Annotated in this window: 1 pseudogene; it reads right to left on the reverse strand. The window is 35.3% G+C overall.

Annotated features, from left to right (window positions below):
* Positions 1-255 (reverse strand): annotated as a pseudogene (locus M3627_RS21290) (IS21 family transposase); the annotation flags it as partial.

Genomic DNA, 255 nt, shown 5'->3' on the forward strand with positions numbered 1-255 from the left:
TTCCTGCTGAGATTGTTTTTTTAGGTAAAGTACAACGTCTTTAAAATCATTCGCACTATATAAGTTTTCATTGATGCATCTCTCTAGCGCCTTATCTAACCAAGTGGAATCATTTATTGAAACCGAACGGAAAATTTCTAAATGATCTCGACGATAACGTGGGTATTTCTCGAGCACTTTCTCTATATACACCTTCGCTTTTTCTTCCTCTTCAAATGCTGATAAAAGTCCATTTTTTAATGCCTCGATACCTTT

Origin of the sequence: Psychrobacillus sp. MER TA 171 (assembly GCF_023713305.1) — a bacterium.
Taxonomy (GTDB): Bacteria; Bacillota; Bacilli; order Bacillales_A; family Planococcaceae; genus Psychrobacillus.